This is a genomic window from Rhodococcus sp. 05-2255-3B1 (assembly GCF_002258545.1).
Lineage (GTDB): Bacteria > Actinomycetota > Actinomycetes > Mycobacteriales > Mycobacteriaceae > Rhodococcoides.
In genome coordinates, this window is the sequence record NZ_NOZC01000004.1 from 197,869 (window position 1) to 214,411 (window position 16,543).

Genomic DNA, 16,543 nt, shown 5'->3' on the forward strand with positions numbered 1-16,543 from the left:
GCGCGGCTACCTCGTTTCCGTGACCTCGAGCCCCGGCTGGAGTGGGTCGTACCGCCTGTCGGCTACCCAAAGTTCACGGTTTCGGGCAGTCTGGTGCACATGACTCGAGTCCCCTTTGCAGCGCGCGTGGCTGCAGGCGTCGCCGTGACCGTCGTGGAAGAGGCTCGCAAGCTTCCCGGTTCCGCCCTGATGCTGCCGATGACGGTCGTCAGCGAGGCACTGGCGCGGGGCATGCGATTCCAGCAGCAGGTGACGGCGCTGGCCATCAAGGGCGATCTGATCATCGCGACCCTGCCGGTCATCGGGACCCCGACCGAGGAGCAGCCCGCCTGGGCCAGCTTCGACGACGACGGAGACGAGACCTTCGACACCGAGTCGAGATTCGACGCCGCTGTCATCACCGACGACGTCGATGTGCCCGACGCCCCCGTGACCGAGCCCGTCGCTGCGAACGGCCGCTTCGCTCTGTACTCGACGCCTCCGCTGGACGAGCCGGTCCAGGACACCTCGGCCAAGCGCGCTCCCTCCGCCGACAAGCCCGAGATCGTCGAGATGATCGACTTCGACACCCTCGCCCTGGCGCAGCTGCGCGCGCGCCTGCGCACACTCTCGATCGAGGACCTCGAAACCCTGCTCGAGTACGAGAACGACACGCTCTCCCGCGCACCGTTCCAGACGATGCTCGCCAACCGCATCACCACCGCCAAGGCCAAGTGAGCACTCCCCCTACTCAGTCCGGTCCCACCCAACCAGGCGCGAGCACCGCCGAACAGCCATGGCCGGTGCGTACCGTCGCCATGAAGGTCGCCGGCTGGATCGACAAGCTCGGCTCCATCTGGGTGGAGGGGCAGCTCACCCAGATCAACGCTCGCCCCGGCACCAGAACGGCCTTTCTGACACTGCGCGATCCGTCGGCCGACATGTCGCTGTCGGTGACGTGTTCGCCGCAGTTGCTCGATCGTTCACCCGTTCCGCTGACCGAGGGTGCCCGCGTCATCCTCTACGGCAAGCTGTCGTTCTTCACCGGCAGGGGAACGATCTCGCTGCGCGCCACGGACATTCGCGCGGTGGGCGTCGGCGAACTGCTGGCTCGCATCGAACGACTCAGAGCCCTGCTCGCCGCGGAAGGATTGTTCGACCCGCGCCTCAAACGTCCGCTGCCGTTCCTGCCGGGCACCATCGGCCTGATCACCGCACGCGCCAGCGCAGCCGAGAAGGACGTGCTCACCGTCGCGCAGAGGCGTTGGCCCGCGGTCCGATTCGAGGTTCGCAACACACCTGTTCAGGGTCCGCAATCGGTGCCGGCGATTCTGGACGCCCTGAAGGAGCTGAACGACGACCCCGCCGTCGACGTCATCATCCTCGCCCGAGGCGGCGGTAGCGTCGAGGATCTGCTGCCGTTCTCCGACGAGGCCCTGTGCCGCGCCATCTCTCGCGCCACCACGCCGATCGTCAGTGCCATCGGCCACGAGCCCGACAGCCCGCTCAGCGATCACGTGGCCGACCTGCGGGCCGCAACCCCTACCGATGCCGCCAAACTCGTGGTGCCCGACGCCGTCGCCGAACAAGCTCTCGTCTCGGAATTGAAGTCGAGAAGTGCTGCAGCGCTGCGCAATTGGGTCGAGCGCGAGGCACGCGGCCTGGACATGCTTCGACACCGACCGGTGCTGGCGGACCCACTGGCCGCACTCGAGCAGCGTCGCGAGGAGATTCGGCGGCTGCTCGATGCGGCCCGACGCGACGTACAGCGCGAACTCACCACACAGGACACGCTCGTCGAACATCTGCGGGCCAGGCTGTCGACGCTGGGGCCTGCTGCCACACTTGCTCGGGGCTATGCCGTCGTACAGCGGGTGGTCGCGGGTTCGGATCCCGAGGTTCTGCGTTCGGTCGAGGACGCGCCACCGGGTACACAGATCAGAGTGCGCGTGGCCGACGGTGCCGTCACCGCCGCAGTCATGGGGCGAGTCAAATGACAGAAGGAGTACGCATGAGCGAGAACGACAAGCCGGTATCGGAACTCGGCTACGAGGAGGCCCGCGACGAATTGGTGGGCGTGGTGAAGATCCTCGAACAGGGCGGGCTCGATCTCGACGCCTCCGTGGCTCTGTGGGAGCGGGGAGAGCAGCTGGCCACTCGCTGCGAGGAGCAGCTCGCCGGTGCCCGCAAGCGGATCGAGACCGCGCTCGCGAGTACCGAGAAGCACAGCTAGGGCGTGAGCGGTTCGGTCACCTCGAGGGACTCGGCCAGCGTGGTGAAGTCCTCGGTGCCTGCAGTACCGCCCAGCAGGATTCGCACGTCACCGAAGTCCGAGACCCAGTACTTTCGCGAGCCCTCCTCGCCGTAGACGACCCAGTCCCGACCCGACACGTTCTGTGTGCCCGACGCGTACACCGTCTCCTCGCCGGCGACGAAGGGAACCAACACTTCCTCGACGGCGCTGGTCTGGGTCAGCTGCAGATACGCACCCGATCCGGTGATGTATCCGACAGTCGACACCGGTCCGCCGTTGTCGCCTGCGATCGTCGGACGACTGCCCGAGTTGGGGGTCCAATCCTCGGGAACAGCCGGATTGCGCACCGGAAAGCCGATTTCGGACGCGTCGTACTGCAGCGCGGTGTCGATGTCGAAGTTGGGGATGGGGCCCTGCTTGGGCCCACCGGGGCTCAGCGAGCACTGACTGGCGATACCGGCGATCAGCAAACATGCGATGACCAGCGGTATGAGCGACCACACCATGTCGCGGCTGTTGTTGAGAATCCGGGGTTTGCTGTTCGCCACCTCACCAGTATCCCCTCTGCGCAGCAGTGCTCGGTCGGCGCGTGCCTCACAGACGACCCGACCCCACCGCGGGCATCACAGAAGTGAGATAATCGCGCCTGGGTAACACCCCACCAACCAGGAGGCTACAAACCGATGACGGCCAGCACCGAGTCCACTCGCGCCATGGCGCCAGATCGCAACCTCGCACTCGAACTCGTACGCGTCACCGAGGCCGGTGCGCTCGCCTCGGGTCGCTGGGTCGGTCGCGGCGACAAGGAAGGTGGCGACGGAGCAGCAGTCGACGCCATGCGTCAGTTGGTCAGCTCGGTCTCGATGCGCGGCGTCGTCGTCATCGGCGAGGGCGAGAAGGACGAAGCGCCGATGCTCTACAACGGCGAACAGGTCGGCAACGGCAACGGCCCCGAGGTCGACTTCGCCGTCGATCCCGTCGACGGCACAACGCTGATGGCCAAGGGCATGCCCAACGCCATCTCCGTTCTCGCGGTCGCCGAGCGCGGTGCCATGTTCGATCCGTCCGCCGTCTTCTACATGAAGAAGATCGCCGTCGGACCCGACTTCGCCGACGTCATCGACATCACCGCACCGGTCGCAGAGAACATCGCGCGCGTCGCCAAGATCAAGAAGGGATCCTCCTCCGACGTCACGGTGTGCATCCTCGACCGACCCCGGCACGCCGAACTGATCCAGCAGGTGCGCGACACCGGCGCTCGCATTCGTCTGATCTCCGACGGCGACGTCGCCGGTGCCATCGCCGCCGCCCGACCCACCTCCCCCATCGACATCCTCATGGGCACCGGCGGAACTCCCGAAGGCATCATCGCGGCAGCCGCGATGCGCTGCATGGGCGGCGTCCACCAGGGCATGCTGGCTCCGACCGACGACGACGAACGCCAGAAGGCGATCGACGCCGGACACGATCTCGATCGCGTCCTGTCCACCGAAGATCTGGTCTCGGGCGAGAACGTCTTCTTCACCGCGACCGGCGTCACCGACGGCGACCTGCTCCAGGGCGTCCGATACTCGGGCGGCGGTGCACACACGCAGTCCATCGTGATGCGCTCGAAGTCCGGCACCGTCCGCATGATCGACGCGTACCACCAGCTCAACAAGCTCAAGGAGTACTCGACCATCGACTTCGACGGCGACACCTCCGGCGCCATCCCGTCCTTCTGACCGTCCGCTCGACGAAGTTTCCGCTCCCCTACCGAGGCAAGAGGTCAATGACAGAGAACGAACAGCAGTTCCGGATCGAGCACGACACGATGGGAGAGGTTCGCGTTCCCATCGATGCGCTCTGGCGTGCCCAGACGCAGCGTGCCGTGGAGAACTTCCCCATCTCGGGCCGTCCGCTCGAGCGCACTCAGATTCGCGCGATGGGCCTGCTCAAAGCAGCCTGCGCGCAGGTCAACAAAGACCTCGGTCTGCTCGACGGCACGCTGGCCGACGCGATCATCGCCGCCGCCACCGAGATCGCCGACGGCAAGCACGACGACCAGTTCCCGATCGACGTCTTCCAGACCGGCTCGGGCACCAGCTCGAACATGAACGCCAACGAGGTCATCGCGTCGATCGCCAAGGCGGCAGGCGTCGAGGTGCACCCCAACGACCACGTGAACATGTCGCAGTCCTCCAACGACACGTTCCCGACGGCCACTCACGTCGCCGCCACCGAGGCAGCCGTGACGTCGCTCGTGCCCGCACTGCGTCACCTCCACGAGGCTCTCGTGACCAAGGCAACGGAGTGGAAGCACGTCGTCAAATCCGGCCGCACCCACCTCATGGACGCCGTTCCGGTCACCCTCGGTCAGGAATTCGGCGGTTACGCCCGTCAGATCGAAGCCGGCATCGAACGCGTCGAGGCCACCCTGCCGCGGCTCGGTGAACTCCCCATCGGCGGCACCGCCGTCGGCACCGGACTCAACGCACCCGACGGCTTCGGCCCGAAAGTCGTTGCAGCACTGGTCGAGTCGACCGGCATCGACGCACTGACCGCCGCCAAGGATTCGTTCGAGGCGCAGGCCGCACGTGACGGACTCGTCGAGGCCTCGGGCGCACTGCGCACCATCGCGGTCTCACTGACCAAGATTGCCAACGACATTCGCTGGATGGGATCGGGACCGCTCACCGGACTCGGCGAGATCGCCCTCCCCGACCTGCAGCCCGGCAGCTCCATCATGCCCGGCAAGGTCAATCCCGTTCTGCCCGAAGCTGTTACGCAGGTCGCGGCTCAGGTCATCGGCAACGACGCCGCAGTCGCATTCGGTGGCGCGTCGGGCGCATTCGAGCTCAACGTCTACATCCCGATGATGGCGCGCAACGTCCTCGAGTCGTTCAAGCTGCTCGCCAACGTCTCGGTACTGTTCGCCGACAAGTGCGTCGTCGGCCTCGAAGCCAACGTCGAGCACCTCAAGACCCTCGCCGAGTCCTCGCCGTCCATCGTGACGCCGCTGAACTCCGCGATCGGCTACGAGGAAGCCGCCGCAGTCGCCAAGCAGGCACTGAAGGAGAAGAAGACGATCCGTCAGACGGTCATCGACCGCGGACTGATCGGCGACAAGCTCAGCGAAGCCGAACTCGACAAGCGCCTCGACGTCCTCGCCATGGCGAAGGTCAAGGACTAGCTTTCCCGTTCGCCCGCCGAACCCCTGAACGCGTGAATGGTCCATTGCACCGCCGAGACGTGTGCAATGGACCATTCACGCTTTCGAAAGGGGCCGAACAATCAGGCGAGGTGAGCGAGTTCCTCGCGTGCCTTCAGGCCGTCCTCGCCCAGATCGGTGCGATCGAAGATCTTCCAGCCCGCGAGCAGCGGCTTGAACACCTTCTCGCGTTCCTGATCGGCGTCGTAGATTCCGGCTTCGGCGAGAGCGGCGGTGCTGCTGCCGCGGTCCGGCAGGTCGACCTCGGGAATCTTGAATCCGTTGATCCGGTCTGCGATGGCGCGGGCGGCCTGATCGGGAACCACGGCGAAGGCCTCGTTCAGAATATTGGCGTAGAACGTCGACTGCAGGGCGTCGTCGTCGGCGATCTTGCCGAGGATGGTGGCCAACACCGGATCCTTGCCGAGAGCGATGGTGTTGCGGTTACGCAGGGCGGCAGCGGCCTCCTCGATGGCGAAATGCGCGAGGATGTCGAGCAGATGCTGGCTGGGCGCATCGTATCCGAGCGTCATGTGCTCCATCCGTACCCGCTCCAGGGCGACCGGATCGACTGCACGGGTGAGCACCAGGAAGTTGCGCAACACTATCGACTGCCGGTTCTCCTCCGACGTCCATCGGCCGGTCCACTTCCACCAGGCACCGAGGCCGGTGAGCGCGTGGGCCAGTTCGCGGTGGTACGCAGGCAGGTTGTCGGCCACCAGCACGCCGACCGTGGCGGACAGGATTTCGACATCGCTGAGATGCGACTGCTCGGGCGACCAGTCCTCGCCACCGAGGAACGCGAAGTTCTTGCCGTCGTCGAACGGCGCGAGGTCATGGGGGTGCCAATCGCTCGCTGCCTCGATGTGGCGTCGTAGATTCTCTTCGACCGCGGGCTCCAAACGGACCAGCAGATCACCGTCGGACAGGTTCGTAGACATGCGGTAACCGTAGCGCCTGCGCCCGAGTGCCCGACGTCGCGCCCCTGACCATTGTGAATTCTCCTAACGCCAGGTCGTTGCGGGTCTATTCTCATGTGCATCCAATCATCGAAGTGAGGACTCCTCGTGATGCGGTCGGGTCGAAATTCTCTGTGTCTTGTTGCTGTGTGCTCTCTGATCGTGCTGGTCGGATGCTCGAACGACGCACCGACCGCAGACGGTCCCCCGACATCCGAGCCCGCGCCGACCAGTGACCTGTCCCCAGGTCAGGTCGCGGGCGTCGATGTTCCGGCCGGCCGCGTCGACGATGCCGTCGGCAAGCTCGACGGCATCGCCGAGGAGCTGATGGCATCGTCGAACATCCCCGGGATGGCCATAGCCGTCGTGCACGGATCCGACGTCGTCTACTCGAAGGGGTTCGGCGTCCGCGAAGTGGGCTCGGACGAACCCGTCGACGGTGACTCGGTGTTCCAGTTGGCGTCGCTGTCCAAATCGGTGGGTGCGACGGTCATCGCGTCCCAGGTGGGAGCGGGCGTGGTCGACTGGTCGACGCCGGTGGTCTCGGAATTGCCGTGGTTCGCGCTCGACGACCCGTGGGTGACCCAGAACGTCACGGTCGGCGACTTCTATGCGCATCGAAGCGGGCTGCCCGAGCACGAAGGCGATCTGCTCGAGGACCTCGGTTACGACCGCAGGCAGATTCTCGAACGCCTGCGCGAGGTCCCCCTCGACCCGTTCCGCTCCACGTACCACTACACCAACTTCGGCATCACGGCTGCGGCCGAGGCCGTCGCTGCGGCGTCGGGCAAGGACTGGGACACCCTCAGCCAGGACACGATCTACGGCCCGCTCGGCATGACCTCGACCAGCTCGTCGTTCGCGGACTACATCGCGCGGGCCGACCGGGCCGTACCCCACGTACTCGTCGACGGCGAATACCAGGCGAAGTACCAGCGGGAACCCGATCCACAGACCCCGGCCGGCGGCGTCAGTTCCTCGGTGAACGACCTCGCGAAGTGGCTGACGATGCTGATCGCCGACGGAAACCACGACGGACGACAGCTCGTGGACCCCGAAGCCCTCCTGCCCGCGATCAGCGCGCAGATCGTCTCGAGCCCGTCGGAGACACCGGATTCACGCGCCGGCTACTACGGCTACGGATTCAACGTCTCCACCAGTGCCGCCGGTCGCACGACGGTGAGCCATTCGGGAGCATTCGCGCTCGGAGCGGGCACCAACTTCGTCTGGATTCCATCCCTCGACGTGGCCATCGTCGTACTGACCAATGCCGCACCCATCGGCATCGCCGAAACGGTGACCGCCGAGTTCGCTGACCTCGTCCAGTTCGGCGAGGTGCGGGAGGACTGGCGAACGCTGTACAAGAACGCCTTTGCCGGCATGAGCGAACCGGAGGGCGAGCTCGCAGGCAAGACCCCGCCCACGAATGCTGCTGCACCACAACCTCTCACGTCGTACACAGGGGTGTACCAGAACAGCTATTGGGGGCCTGCGACGATAACGGAGGTCAACGGGAAACTGGTGTTGGCCATCGGGCCGAACGGAACCTCCTACGAGTTGTCGCCCTGGGACGGTGATACGTTCACGTTCGAGCCGACCGGTGAGAATGCACCCGACGGAACCGTTTCCGAGGCGACGTTCGACGGGAACACGCTGACCCTGGAGTTCTTCGACGGCGATGGATTGGGACGATTCACCAAGTGACCGACACACAGCAGGCAACCGAAACCGTAGTAGATCTGTTCGACGCTTTGAGAAGTCGAGACACCGAGCGCGCCATGTCGCTCCTCGACGAACGCGTCGTGTGGCACAACGTCGGCTTACCGAAGGTTCGCGGCCACTCGAACGTGGGCAGGTTCATGGCGACGCTCGCCAAGCCTGCGTTCGGCTTCGACGTGATCGTGCACAACATCGCTGCAGACGGAGACGTCGTGCTCACCGAGCGCACCGATGTGCTGATCTGGCGACGACTCCGAATCGAGTTCTGGGTGTGCGGAACCTTCGAGCTGCGCGACGGCAGAGTAGCCGTGTGGCGGGACTACTTCGACAACGTCGACTTCCTGAAAGGGTTTGTGCGAGGAGCATTCCGGGCCGTGCTCGGCCGGTGACCCCTGTGAGCGGAACTTCGTAGTGGGGTACGAGGCAGGAGTGGAGCCTGCGAAACGACCCTGAAGGCAGGAGTGGAGCCTGCGAAACGACCCTGAAGGCAGGAGTGGAGCCTGCGGAACGACCCTGAAGGCAGGAGTGGAGCCTGCGGAACGACCCGCAGGCTCCACGCTCCCAGGGGGATCAGGCTCCCGAAGGCCCGAACTCTTCGAGCATTTCCGTCACCAGTGCCGCGATCGGTGAACGCTCGCTGCGGGTGAGGGTGATGTGCGCGAAAAGTGGGTGACCCTTGAGCTTTTCGATCACTGCAGCGACGCCGTCGTGTCGTCCGACGCGCAGGTTGTCTCGCTGAGCGACGTCGTGGGTGAGTACGACGCGTGAGCCCGAACCGAGCCGGGACAGAACCGTCAGCAGCACGTTGCGTTCGAGTGACTGCGCCTCGTCGACGATCACGAAGGAATCGTGCAGCGATCGGCCGCGAATGTGTGTCAGTGGCAACACTTCCAGCATTCCGCGGGCGATGACCTCCTCCATCACCTCCGGGCTCGCGAGCCCTTCGAGGGTGTCGAAGACCGCCTGACCCCAGGGACCCATCTTTTCGCTCTCGCTACCGGGGAGGTAGCCGAGCTCCTGGCCACCGACGGCGTAGAGAGGCCGGAAGACAACGACTTTGCGGTGCGAGCGACGTTCGAGAACGGCCTCCAGTCCGGCGGTCAGCGCCAGAGCGGACTTACCGGTGCCTGCTTTTCCGCCGAGCGAGACGATGCCGATGCTCTCGTCGAGCAGAAGATCCAGCGCCACTCGCTGTTCCGCCGAACGGCCGTGCAGGCCGAACGCCTCACGTTCGCCGCGCACGAGTTGGATCTGCTTGTCCGGCGTGACGCGACCCAGTGCACTCTGCCGTCCGGCAAGCAGTCGAACTCCCGTGTGACACGGCAGGTCTCGCGCTTCCACGAGGTCGATGACGCCGTCGTTGAACAGCGTGTCGACTGCGTCGGACGGTACTTCGAGTTCGGTCATTCCGGTCCAACCGGACGGCACCACGTCGTGTGCGTGGTATTCGTCGGCGGGGAGACCGACGGCACCGGCCTTGACGCGCAACGGAATGTCCTTGCTGACGAGCACGACGTCCTTGCCCTCTGCCTTCAGATTGAGGGCACAGGCGAGGATTCGAGAATCGTTGGAGTCGGTGCGGAATCCGACGGGAAGTACCGAGGGATCGGTGTGATTGAGCTCGACTTGCAGTGTGCCGCCCGATGTTCCGATGGGAACCGGCTGGTCGAGTCGACCGAACTCGACGCGCAGGTCGTCGAGCATGCGCAAGGATTCCCGCGCGAACCATCCCAATTCGTGATGGTGGCGTTTGCCCTCCAACTCGCTGATGACGATCAGCGGAAGTACCACATTGTGCTCGGCGAACCGGATGACTGCCCACGGATCCGAAAGCAGGACCGAGGTATCGAGCACGAATGTCCGAAGAGGGGCGGAAACGGAGCGTGAAGTGGTCACGTGAGGCTCCTACGTCTGCGCGGTACCGCGCAAACTCTGTCGCTCGGCCGGTCGGGTCCGATGTGTCAGGTGACACGAGGACCGGGTACCGGCCCTCTCGCGCTCACTAGCTCAGTCACGTATCAGAACCTCCCGCACAGGTAGCTTCCCCGCTGCCTGTTACTGCCGACGGTACCGCCGAAATCGAGGTTCGGCTCGTTGGAAGTCTGGCGTGTCGGTGAACAACGCGTTACGGCCGAATCGACCCAGGTCGGCAATCGAGCGGTGCCGAGAGTGCCCTCCCCGGATGCGTCAATGGACCACTGCACACGTCTGGGCGCTGCAATGGTCCATTGACCCAGACCAGGGTTCTGCGTGAATGGACCACTGCATACGTCTGGGCGCTGCAATGGTCCATTGACGCGGACCGGGGTGGGCGCGAGTGCTGGGTCAGCCCAGCAGTCTCCAGTCTTCGAGGCCCTCGTACAGTGGCTTGCTCTGTGCCAACTTCACGACGCGGTCCTTGAGGGAATCGCTGGCCTCGCCGGTGGCCAGGGCGGTGCCGATGATGTCGGCCACCTCGGTGAACTCGGCCTCGCCGAATCCGCGGGTTGCCAGTGCGCCGGTGCCGATGCGCAGGCCGGAGGTGACCATCGGCGGGCGCGGGTCGAAGGGCACTGCGTTGCGGTTGACGGTGATGCCGACCTCGTGCAGGAGGTCCTCGGCCTGTTGGCCGTCGAGCTCGGAGTTGCGCAGGTCGACGAGCGCGAGGTGCACGTCGGTGCCGCCGGTGAGGACGGAGATGCCCTTGTCGGCGACGTCGGCACCGGTGAGGCGATCGGCGAGCAGCGATGCACCGAGGAGGGTGCGTTCCTGGCGTTCCTTGAACTCGGGTGTCGCAGCGATCTTGAAGGCGACGGCCTTGGCGGCGATGGCGTGCATCAGCGGACCGCCCTGCTGGCCGGGGAACACTGCGGAGTTGAGCTTCTTGGCCCATTCCTTCTTGGCCAGGATGATGCCGGAGCGGGGTCCACCGAGGGTCTTGTGCACGGTCGAGGAGACGACGTCCGCGTACGGCACGGGCGAGGGGTGCACGCCTGCGGCGACGAGTCCGGCGAAGTGCGCCATGTCCACCCAGAGCAGTGCGCCCACTTCGTCGGCGATGGAGCGGAACGCAGCGAAGTCCTGGTGGCGCGGGTAGGCAGACCAGCCGGCGATGAGCACCTGCGGCTTGGCGGCGATGGCCTGCTTGCGCACCTCGTCCATGTCGATCCGGTGGTCTTCCTTCGACACCCCGTACGACTCGACCTCGTAGAGCTTGCCCGAGAAGTTGAGCTTCATGCCGTGCGTGAGGTGGCCGCCGTGCGCCAGGTCGAGGCCCATGATCTTGTCGCCCGGGTTGATCAGGGCCATCAGCACGGCGGCATTGGCCTGTGCACCTGCATGCGGCTGCACGTTGGCGAACTCGGCACCGAAGAGTTCCTTCGCGCGGTTGCGCGCGAGATCCTCGACGATGTCGACGTGCTCGCAACCGCCGTAGTAGCGGCGGCCGGGGTAGCCCTCGGCGTACTTGTTGGTCAGGACGCTGCCCTGGGCCTGCAACACCGCGCGGGGGACGAAGTTCTCCGAGGCGATCATCTCGAGAGTGTCGCGCTGACGCCCCAGCTCACCGGCCATCGCCTCGGCGACCTCGGGATCGAGTTCGGCCAGTGACAGGTTGTTGACGTCAGTCATAACAGGAGTCTCCAAAGGGACAGCAGAATGAAGGGGGCTCGGCCAGTTTACGAGACGCGCACTGCACCGGGTGTCAGTGGCTCGTCGAGCAGCCTGCCGAACAGCTGTGCGCGCTCACTCGCCGTCTCGCCGCGGTCGAGCCAGCCGGCAAGCAGCTTGTAGCCCTCGACGTAGGTGCTGATGTACGCCCGCCACAGCGGGGAGGACAGAAACCGCAGGCTGTGCCGGGCGCGCTGCGGCGATGCCAACGACCATCGCTCCAGGTAGGCGGCTACGTCGTCCTCGCGCTTGTGCTGATCGTGCAGGAGCAGCGCGGCGTCCTGGCGCACCCCCAGCAGCCGGCTCGACGCGGCCGCGAGACGCTCGGCCTTCTCGCCGTCGAACCGCAGACCCAGATCGGCGTAGATCTCCTGCGCCCACAGGCCCCAGCCCTCGCCCACGATGGCCCCGAGGGCGTGATCGGCCAGGCCCTCGGCCATCAGGCACTGCGGGGTGTTGACCAGGAACAGCGTCTGCTCCAGCTGGCCTGCACCGACCAGGCCGCTCTCCTTGCGGCAGTGCTCGGTGTGGTGGCCGGGATAGGACTCGTGCGCGATCAGGTGCGGCAGGTTGGCCATCTGCTGCTCGATGTCGGAGTTGATCGCGACGGTCGACCGGTAGTCACCGAGGTAGTAGTTGAACCCCGACCACGGCTTGTCGCCGACGACCTCGTAGGTCACTTTCTCGGTGTCGGGCAGTGTGTACTCGGCGCGGACGCGGTCGCGCAGTGCGGACGAGAACGCCTCGACACAGTCCTGCAGTCGGTCGGCCGGAATCACGTCGGCTCGGCGATGCGCGATCAACCGTTCGCCGAGTGACCCGGGACCGGCGAGGACCTCGTCCATCATGCGGTGTGCCTGCAGGTACTGGTCCTGATCGCCCGCGGAGATTCGGACGTCGAAGTAGGCGTAGACCTCGTCGACGAAGCCGATGTCCTCGCCTGCGAACTTGCGTGCCGAGCATTCGAGTGCGCGCAGGTGGACGTCCAGGAACGTCGTGCGCTCGGGCGTCAGATCGACGTTGCCGAGCTCGGCGCGCAGTGTCTGTGCCCGACGGATCAGCTCACGCGGCTCGGGCGCGGGGGCGTTCTCGGTGATACGACGCAACTCGGGATCGCCGGTGTACGCGTCGACGAATCCGTCTTCGAGCCGGTCGAAACTCAGGCCCAGCAGCAGGTATTCACGAACGAGGGAAGCAGCATCCATAACCGAACCCTAGTACGGCGAACGACCCCGCCCGTGCGCGATCGACCGGCACCGAGCACAATCTGGAACCATGCGACTCGCGCTCGACAGGAGCTCAGCCGAACCCTCCGCAGCTCCGACCTGTTGGAGCGGTGCGTGAGCGAGTCCAGTCCGTACGTCGAGTTCGACCGTGTGCAGTGGCGCACGCTGCGCCAATCCACGCCGTTGGTGCTGACCGAGGAAGAGCTCGTCGGTCTGCGTGGTCTGGGTGAACAGATCGATCTCGACGAGGTGGCGGAGGTCTATCTGCCGCTGGCACGACTGATTCACCTCCAGGTCGCGGCTCGGCAACGACTCTTCGCCGCGACCGCGACGTTCCTCGGCGAGAAGCACCCCGACCGTCAGGTCCCGTTCGTCATCGGTGTCGCGGGCAGTGTCGCCGTCGGCAAGTCGACGACGGCCCGTGTGCTGCAGGCACTCCTGGCTCGATGGGACCACCATCCGCGGGTCGATCTGGTCACCACCGACGGATTCCTGTATCCGACGGCCGAACTCATGCGCCGAGGCATACTGCACCGCAAGGGATTTCCCGAGAGTTACGACAGGCGCAAACTGCTCAGATTCGTCACCGAGGTCAAGTCCGGTACCGAAGAGGTCGGCGCACCGGTCTATTCGCACGTCTCCTACGACATCGTCAAGGGCCAGTACCACATGGTCCGGCAGCCGGACATCCTGATCGTGGAGGGGCTCAACGTTTTACAGACCGGACCACGGTTGATGGTCTCGGATCTGTTCGACTTCTCGATCTACGTCGACGCGCGGATCGAGGACATCGAGAGTTGGTACGTCAAACGCTTTCTCGCATTGCGCAAGACGTCGTTCACCGATCCGTCCTCGCACTTCCACCACTACGCAGGCCTGTCCGACGACCACGCGCAGATCGCGGCCGAGGATCTGTGGCATTCGATCAACCTGCCCAATCTGGTGGAGAACATCCTGCCGACGCGACCGCGAGCGACGATGGTGCTGCGCAAGGACAACGACCACGCGATCAACCGGCTGCGGCTTCGTAAGCTGTAGAGCCGAACTCGATCAGATACCGAAACGGCGGTGTCTGGCCGCGAAGTCGCGCAGCGCACGCAGGAAGTCGACGCGACGGAATTCGGGCCAGTAGGCCTCGGTGAACCAGATTTCCGAATACGCGCTCTGCCACAGCAGGAAGCCGGACAGTCGCTGTTCGCCCGAGGTGCGGATGACGAGATCCGGATCGGGTTGGCCGGAGGTGTAGAGGTGACTGCCGATCTCGTCGACGTTGATCGACGCCACCAGGTCGTCGCCGCTGACGCCCTCGGCGATCTTCTCGCTGACCAGGGACTGCACGGCGTCGGCGATTTCCTGCCGCCCGCCGTATCCGACGGCGACATTGACGTGCGTTCCGGATCGTCCCTCGGTCAGCGCTGCTGCTTCCTTGAGCCGACGCGCGGTCGACGCGGGGAGCAGATCGAGGGTGCCGACGAGTTTGACGCCCCAGTTCATCTCGGGTCCGCAGATCTCCTCGACGACGTCGGTGATGATGTCGAGCAGTGAATCCAATTCGTCCGCATCTCGGCGCAGGTTCTCGGTGGAGAGCAGGTAGATGGTGGCCATCTCGATTCCGGCCGCGTCACACCAGCCGAGCATCTCGGCGATCTTCAGGGCTCCCATCCGGTGCCCGTGCGCGACGTCGGTGAATCCGTTCTCGCGCGCCCAGCGGCGATTGCCGTCGCACATCACCGCCACGTGCCGAGGGTGCTGAACCCCTTCGAGCTGGCTCAGCAGACGCCGCTCGTACACGTTGTAGAGAACGCCGCGGACCTTCTGCGGAATGATCACCACTGCTTCGTCACCGCTGCTCTCATCACCACGAAGGATCACCTTACGCCGACGTCTGCGAGCCGGTCGCCGGTACAGTAGCGTCAGAACCTACGGTGGCGTAGGTTTCGCCGGCGGTACGGAGAGGTCATCTTTCATGACGATGTTCGGACTGGACGAGATTCCCGTCAAACCACGTATGCGCGGCTGGATTCACCTGTACGCGTTCGGCGTGGCGGTGGTGTGCGCGATCACCCTCGTCACCCTGGCGTTCAGCATGGTCTCGGTCAGTGCGGGTGTGGCCGTGAGCGTGTATTCCGTCACCGTCTGCGGCGTGTTCGGGGTCAGTGCCACCTACCATCGCGTGCACTGGAAGACCGCGGCGTCGCAGATCTGGATGAAGCGCGCCGATCATTCGATGATCTTCCTGTTCATCGCAGGTAGCTACACCCCGTTCGCCGTGCTGGGTCTACCCGCCTCGACCGGACGCGTGCTGCTCGTCGTCGTGTGGGTCGGGGCCCTTGCCGGGGTGGCACTGAAGATGTTGTGGCCCACAGCTCCCCGATGGGTCGGGGTACCGCTGTACCTACTCCTCGGCTGGGCGATCGTCCCGGTCGCACCCGCGCTGATCGAGCACGTCGGCTTTGCACCGTTTCTGTTGCTTCTCGTGGGCGGGGTGTTCTACAGCGTCGGGGCCGTGCTGTACGCCACCAAGTGGCCGAATCCTTGGCCCACCACCTTCGGCCATCACGAGTTCTTCCACGCCGCGACGGTCCTGGCGGCAACCTGCCACCTGGTCGCCGTGTGGCTCGTACTGTTCTGATCCACCCTCAGGTGCTTCGAGCTGCCTTGTCTCGATACATCAGTGCGTCGGCGCGCTGAATCAGTCGATCTCTCGACTCCCCCGGCTCACGCACGGCAACGCCGACACTCACCGACACCCCGAGCAGATTCGATCCGAACGGCACCGGCTCTCCGCAGATCGCCGACCTCACCGAATCCGCGATATGGGCGCTGTCGGTCCCCTTCGCCCCGTCGAACGACACGGCGAACACGAACTCGTCTCCCGCGTACCGACCGACGACGCTCCCGCGCGGCGACCACTGGTGCAGGCGACGTCCTGCTGCCTCCAGAATGGCGTCGCCCGCAGCGTGACCGTGCACGTCGTTGATCGATTTCAGCCTGTCGACGTCGACGAATGCCAGAGCGACCGGCAGATCCTCGACGATCCATTCGTCGACGTGGGCGAGCAAGGGCCCACGTCGCAGCAATCCGGTCAACTCGTCGCGCTCGGCGCGATCGCGCCAACGAACGGTGTCGTCCGCGACGGGATTGACCAGATCCAGCAGCGCGACGATGAACCGACGCCCGGCGATCTTCGCGATTCCGACATGCATCCAGCAGGAGACGACCTCCCCGTCGCCGCGGCGCACTCGACGCAGCGCTCCGATCGGTCGACCCTGATCGGCGGAGCCCGCATCGGGAAACCGGTGCTCGAGTTCGACCGCGATGCGCGTCGCGGACGCGCGATCGCCGAGCGGCACGAAATCCGCAACGGGTCGACCGACCATGTCGTCCACCGCGCACCCGAGCACACCCTCGCACAGGATGTTTGCACCGACGACCTCGTACTGCATCGAATGCACCATGGCCGCCATCGGAACCGCGGCCACGAACTCGGCGACAGCAGCGCGTTGTTCGTCGGTCACTGCCTCGTACACGGTGCCCGCACGCATCACACCCTCATTCATGACACCTT

The 16,543-nt window shown here is 65.3% G+C and carries 16 protein-coding genes; 9 read left to right on the forward strand and 7 right to left on the reverse strand.

The annotated features are described in order from the left end of the window. Positions 1 to 99 precede the first annotated feature (99 nt). Genes CH249_RS03100 through CH249_RS03110 form a run of 3 tightly spaced genes read left to right on the forward strand, consistent with a single transcriptional unit; the run spans position 100 to position 2,212 of the window. Complete coding sequence (locus CH249_RS03100; protein ID WP_094646965.1) at positions 100 to 717, forward strand: lipid droplet-associated protein; 618 nt, start codon at positions 100 to 102, stop codon at positions 715 to 717. Continuing rightward, on the forward strand, positions 714 to 1,976 hold the full coding sequence (gene xseA / locus CH249_RS03105) for an exodeoxyribonuclease VII large subunit (protein ID WP_045199124.1): 1,263 nt from the start codon (positions 714 to 716) through the stop codon (positions 1,974 to 1,976). The genes CH249_RS03100 and xseA overlap by 4 nt, the downstream gene beginning before the upstream one ends. 14 nt (positions 1,977 to 1,990) lie before the next feature. Then, positions 1,991 to 2,212 carry an exodeoxyribonuclease VII small subunit gene (locus tag CH249_RS03110; protein ID WP_094682170.1) on the forward strand — a complete coding sequence of 74 codons (222 nt, stop codon included), beginning with the start codon at positions 1,991 to 1,993 and terminating at the stop codon, positions 2,210 to 2,212. On the opposite strand, the gene CH249_RS03115 is transcribed toward CH249_RS03110, so the two are convergent. Continuing rightward, the gene (locus CH249_RS03115; protein WP_094646963.1) at positions 2,209 to 2,781 is read right to left on the reverse strand and encodes a DUF4245 domain-containing protein; all 573 of its coding nucleotides are present in this window, start codon (positions 2,779 to 2,781) and stop codon (positions 2,209 to 2,211) included. The two genes, CH249_RS03110 and CH249_RS03115, sit on opposite strands and share 4 nt — an antisense overlap. Before the next feature lie 135 nt (positions 2,782 to 2,916). Between CH249_RS03115 and glpX the strand changes: the two genes are divergently transcribed. Beyond that, the gene (gene glpX, locus CH249_RS03120; protein ID WP_032394031.1) at positions 2,917 to 3,957 is read left to right on the forward strand and encodes a class II fructose-bisphosphatase; all 1,041 of its coding nucleotides are present in this window, start codon (positions 2,917 to 2,919) and stop codon (positions 3,955 to 3,957) included. A gap of 47 nt (positions 3,958 to 4,004) precedes the next feature. After that, positions 4,005 to 5,405 carry a class II fumarate hydratase gene (locus CH249_RS03125; RefSeq protein WP_032394030.1) on the forward strand — a complete coding sequence of 467 codons (1,401 nt, stop codon included), beginning with the start codon at positions 4,005 to 4,007 and terminating at the stop codon, positions 5,403 to 5,405. 101 nt (positions 5,406 to 5,506) lie between these two features. On the opposite strand, the gene CH249_RS03130 is transcribed toward CH249_RS03125, so the two are convergent. Next, positions 5,507 to 6,364 carry an acyl-ACP desaturase gene (locus tag CH249_RS03130; protein ID WP_032394029.1) on the reverse strand — a complete coding sequence of 286 codons (858 nt, stop codon included), beginning with the start codon at positions 6,362 to 6,364 and terminating at the stop codon, positions 5,507 to 5,509. A gap of 129 nt (positions 6,365 to 6,493) precedes the next feature. Here CH249_RS03130 and CH249_RS03135 point away from each other — a divergent pair, with 129 nt between their 5' ends. Further along, the gene (locus CH249_RS03135; protein ID WP_094682171.1) at positions 6,494 to 8,086 is read left to right on the forward strand and encodes a serine hydrolase; all 1,593 of its coding nucleotides are present in this window, start codon (positions 6,494 to 6,496) and stop codon (positions 8,084 to 8,086) included. Next, complete coding sequence (locus CH249_RS03140; protein WP_094646961.1) at positions 8,083 to 8,490, forward strand: limonene-1,2-epoxide hydrolase family protein; 408 nt, start codon at positions 8,083 to 8,085, stop codon at positions 8,488 to 8,490. Before CH249_RS03135 ends, CH249_RS03140 begins: the two co-directional genes overlap by 4 nt. A 181-nt stretch (positions 8,491 to 8,671) precedes the next feature. Here the strand turns inward: CH249_RS03140 and CH249_RS03145 are convergent, their stop codons facing one another. The 3 genes from CH249_RS03145 to CH249_RS03155 all read right to left on the reverse strand — a co-directional run bounded on the left by CH249_RS03145 (position 8,672) and on the right by CH249_RS03155 (position 12,954). Beyond that, positions 8,672 to 9,997 (reverse strand): PhoH family protein, encoded by a 1,326-nt coding sequence (locus tag CH249_RS03145; protein WP_176459373.1) that lies wholly within the window; start codon positions 9,995 to 9,997, stop codon positions 8,672 to 8,674. Between the two features lie 429 nt (positions 9,998 to 10,426). Next, positions 10,427 to 11,710, reverse strand: coding sequence for a serine hydroxymethyltransferase (glyA, locus tag CH249_RS03150; RefSeq protein WP_094682172.1), 1,284 nt, complete (start codon positions 11,708 to 11,710; stop codon positions 10,427 to 10,429). 47 nt (positions 11,711 to 11,757) lie between these two features. Further along, positions 11,758 to 12,954 (reverse strand): DUF885 domain-containing protein, encoded by a 1,197-nt coding sequence (locus CH249_RS03155; RefSeq protein WP_094682173.1) that lies wholly within the window; start codon positions 12,952 to 12,954, stop codon positions 11,758 to 11,760. A 135-nt stretch (positions 12,955 to 13,089) separates the two neighbouring features. On the opposite strand from CH249_RS03155, the gene coaA reads away from it, so the two are divergent. Next, a complete protein-coding gene (coaA, locus tag CH249_RS03160) occupies positions 13,090 to 14,013 on the forward strand; it encodes a type I pantothenate kinase (protein WP_037191653.1) in 924 nt (307 codons plus the stop codon). Positions 14,014 to 14,025: 12 nt separating this feature from the next. On the opposite strand, the gene CH249_RS03165 is transcribed toward coaA, so the two are convergent. Beyond that, a complete protein-coding gene (locus CH249_RS03165; protein ID WP_032394023.1) occupies positions 14,026 to 14,808 on the reverse strand; it encodes an isoprenyl transferase in 783 nt (260 codons plus the stop codon). A gap of 133 nt (positions 14,809 to 14,941) precedes the next feature. On the opposite strand from CH249_RS03165, the gene CH249_RS03170 reads away from it, so the two are divergent. After that, complete coding sequence (locus CH249_RS03170) at positions 14,942 to 15,607, forward strand: hemolysin III family protein (protein WP_032394022.1); 666 nt, start codon at positions 14,942 to 14,944, stop codon at positions 15,605 to 15,607. A gap of 7 nt (positions 15,608 to 15,614) precedes the next feature. Here CH249_RS03170 and CH249_RS03175 read toward each other — a convergent pair whose 3' ends face one another. Next, complete coding sequence (locus CH249_RS03175; protein ID WP_179273058.1) at positions 15,615 to 16,535, reverse strand: GGDEF domain-containing protein; 921 nt, start codon at positions 16,533 to 16,535, stop codon at positions 15,615 to 15,617. Positions 16,536 to 16,543: the final 8 nt, after the last annotated feature.